We start from the raw sequence: 3,134 nt of genomic DNA on the forward strand, positions 1-3,134 counted from the left end.
CGGTCTGTTCGTGGTGCATCGATCACCAACTTCTCCGCTCAGTCAGTATTCGCAACGCTCCAAACGTTGCTTTCAGACCGGCCAGATGCGATTTCATGTCCCAAATACCGAGGTGAATAATCCAGGTAGATATATAACGCCCCGAAAACACCATAAAAGACTTTTTCTCGCCGCACATACATCGGGAAGAAGGCGATCAGAGCGATCAAGGCAGCGGTTTCAATGATGCCGGAACACTCAAAGTCGATCGTCATGACCACCGAGTTCACGGCATTTGGAATTGCGACCAACCCGGTGTGCAACGACACCTGACACCAACCCGTCACTTGCCCGATGACGCGAATGCCGTGAAGGATCGCATGCGTGAAAAACCACACCCAATAAGGGTCACTGATGCCGATCAGGATGAAAAAAAGCCCGGCACTGCCCACAATGAAGTAAAAGGCAGACAACCGTGCTCGTTTCAACACTGACAGCACATATAACCACACGATCGTGCCAATCAGAATATAAATACTCATTTGCTTTTCCTACTTACCTGAAACCCGGGTCTTCACCGGCCGCGTTGTCATTTTGCGATACTTCCAATAACCAAAGCCTGCAATCAAGACGCCGACAGAGGCCAACACAACCGGGCCAGTCGAGCCGCCGGCGGCCGTCACCGCGCCGTTGCCCACATTCGGGTTCGACATGGTGATGGTCTGACTGGTCGTCGTCGACAGATGCAATTTGGCCAAAGACAGCTTGAACTCCATCACGTCATAGGAACCTTGGGCACAGCTGAAACGCCGCACATAGCCGGTCGCCACCGCGCCGTAAGTGCTTTGATCATAATTAGAACCGCCGTTGAGCGTGACCGCTTCCGCCTTGCCGTCAGTCGTCAACTGGCTGGGGATATCGTGGCTCCAGACATAAACGTGCTTGCCACCAAAATCAAAGTCGTAATCCCCATAGCCTGGTATCGCTTCATTGGGCTGCATCTTCACGTAAATATCTACATCATTGCCGTCGGTCACCATGGCCATATAGCGAGAATTATAGACATTGTCACCGGCAACTTTTGTGATCGGTACAGATTTCCAATCGCCAAAATCGCCATCGATCGCGATCCCGGTCGCATCATGGTTAGTGTTTTGGTCACCCGTGGTCGTATCCGCATCGCCTGCGGTAACAACACCATTGGCATCAACTGGGCTACTGCTACTGGAACTAGAGGTCGCCTGGCTACTCGATGACGAAGCGGCCGAGGCACTCGCACTCGTGGCGGTGGTGGTAGTTGCAGCACTGGAAGCCCCTCCGGCGGTCACATTGGCACTGGCTTTTTGATTCCCCAAGCCGGCGCTACTGGCGTTCAACGCGATCGTGTCGCCGACCTTGGCATCACTGATCCCAGCTTTGGCTAGATCAATCTCAAACTCGCCGGTGCTGTAATCGCGCTTGTATTTACTGTCAGCTTGCGAACGGGTAACGTCACCTGTCCCGATCGCTTGGCCATTATAATAAACAGTCACCTTCCCAGATGGCGTGGCCGAATTACCGATGTTGAAGTTGCCAAGCGTATGCCCACCGACGGTCAACGTCCACGACCACGCAGGGATGCCACCACTGGCGTTGTTGTTATGGGCTTGCACATAGAAATCGACGGTTTTCGTATCCGCGGCGACTTTTATCAGTGACACATCTTGCCCGCTGCCGTCATCAGAATATGACACCGATGTCGCCGGATACGCCGACCAGTCACCAAAATTGCCATCGATGCTGATGTTGCCCGCGGCATGCGTCACCTGTGGCGCGGTGGCCAGCCCGACCCCTAATGCCAAAAGTCCGAATAAATAGCGTAATCTCATGATTCATGCTCCCAAGCTTGAAGAACCCTAACTGCCGAAAAAAATTTCAGATAACTGACAATTTATTAAATGTATACACCTTTAGAGTAGTCTTTTTGTTAGCCCATGACAACCGCTATTAGTCAAAAAAACAGTCGTATACCCGCTCTTCCAGGGCACCATCAAGCCCACCTAGGCACGGTAAACACAATCGTTAACTTATAAAAAACGACATAAATCTCTCATTTTTGTCGGCAAAAAAACCGACCAAGCGTCTAACTTGCCGTCAGATCGTTCGGTCGGTTCTCATTCTTATTTTAGGCCATCTCAAATAACCGCTATTCGCTCAGTATTTATGATAGGCACCAGCAGGATCAACGCCGCACTAAAGAAGGGTCTCATTCCCCACACTATTGTTGAGATAGTCGCACGCGAAGTGTCTGAGTAATCTTCAGTGCTACCTCCGTTGCGCTGTGCCTAAATCGAGCTGCGCAACCCAACGCGATTGCGGATAAGTCATTACAGTCACGCACCGGCGTTGCCGGCACGCACCCAAGCTGTCTTATCCACATCGCTAAGAGCGGGTTGCTTCGCTCTGTGCCTAGTCGAGCCACGCAAGGCACCGGCATTGCGTATAAGTCATCTCGGTCACGCACCGGCGTTGCCCGCACGCACCCAAGCTGTCTTATCCACATGCCTTAAACCGCCTTGCTTCGCTCTGTGTACCATGAATGTATCGCTGGGGCCGACCTGAATTACCTTTAGATCCCTTAGTCCTACATTTGCGTTGCACCGCGTTTCGGGTAGCGACCTTAGACATGCTTCACTTGTCACCAAGTGGCCGTTCAACCGTTCAGACCTGTGGATTGGCCGTAGTTTTGTATCCGGCCGTTCAAGTCATCGATGTACTGGAATTGGAGATCCAACCTTCTAGGATCAGAAGGCTGCCGCTGGTTTCACTGGTGCGCTGGGGAAACAAGGGATATTTGGAGGACCGGTCAATAAATACCCCTACCCAACGCCTGATTAAATTATCGCACGAGTTGAAAACGGTATTTATTTTTTAGTCTCGCCGATTTTACCGACAATAGAATATCGATTCAAGTGTCACGCTGAAGCCATTCATGCAGGTTCTTTGCCAAGCGTAACCGTCGCAACTACCATTCAAAGCAACAAAAAACGGGTCTACACTTTCTGGTGTTGGAGAAATCCAACGCCGAGAGTGTAGGCCCTTTTTAAAATGACAAATTAAAAGGACACCTACAAAGCTACCCATGCTATGCTCTAAGCGTCGAAACCAAAAGCTAG

At 51.0% G+C, this 3,134-nt stretch carries 2 protein-coding genes; both read right to left on the reverse strand.

Features of this window, described 5'->3' with window-relative positions; genetic code table 11:
* Positions 1-38: 38 nt before the first annotated feature.
* A complete protein-coding gene (gene xrtG, locus ACYVRB_RS14130; protein ID WP_461216055.1) occupies positions 39-521 on the reverse strand; it encodes an exosortase family protein XrtG in 483 nt (160 codons plus the stop codon).
* 9 nt (positions 522-530) lie between these two features.
* On the reverse strand, positions 531-1,847 hold the full coding sequence (locus tag ACYVRB_RS14135; RefSeq protein ID WP_461216056.1) for a Firmicu-CTERM sorting domain-containing protein: 1,317 nt from the start codon (positions 1,845-1,847) through the stop codon (positions 531-533).
* Positions 1,848-3,134 lie beyond the last annotated feature (1,287 nt).

It is taken from the genome of Lacticaseibacillus boliensis (genome assembly GCF_054784775.1).

Excerpts from the sequence above, each read along its gene's own strand:
- ACYVRB_RS14135 (WP_461216056.1), bottom strand. The coding sequence starts at position 1,847 with ATGAGATTACGCTATTTATTCGGACTTTTGGCATTAGGGGTCGGGCTG.
- xrtG (WP_461216055.1), bottom strand. The coding sequence starts at position 521 with ATGAGTATTTATATTCTGATTGGCACGATCGTGTGGTTATATGTGCTG.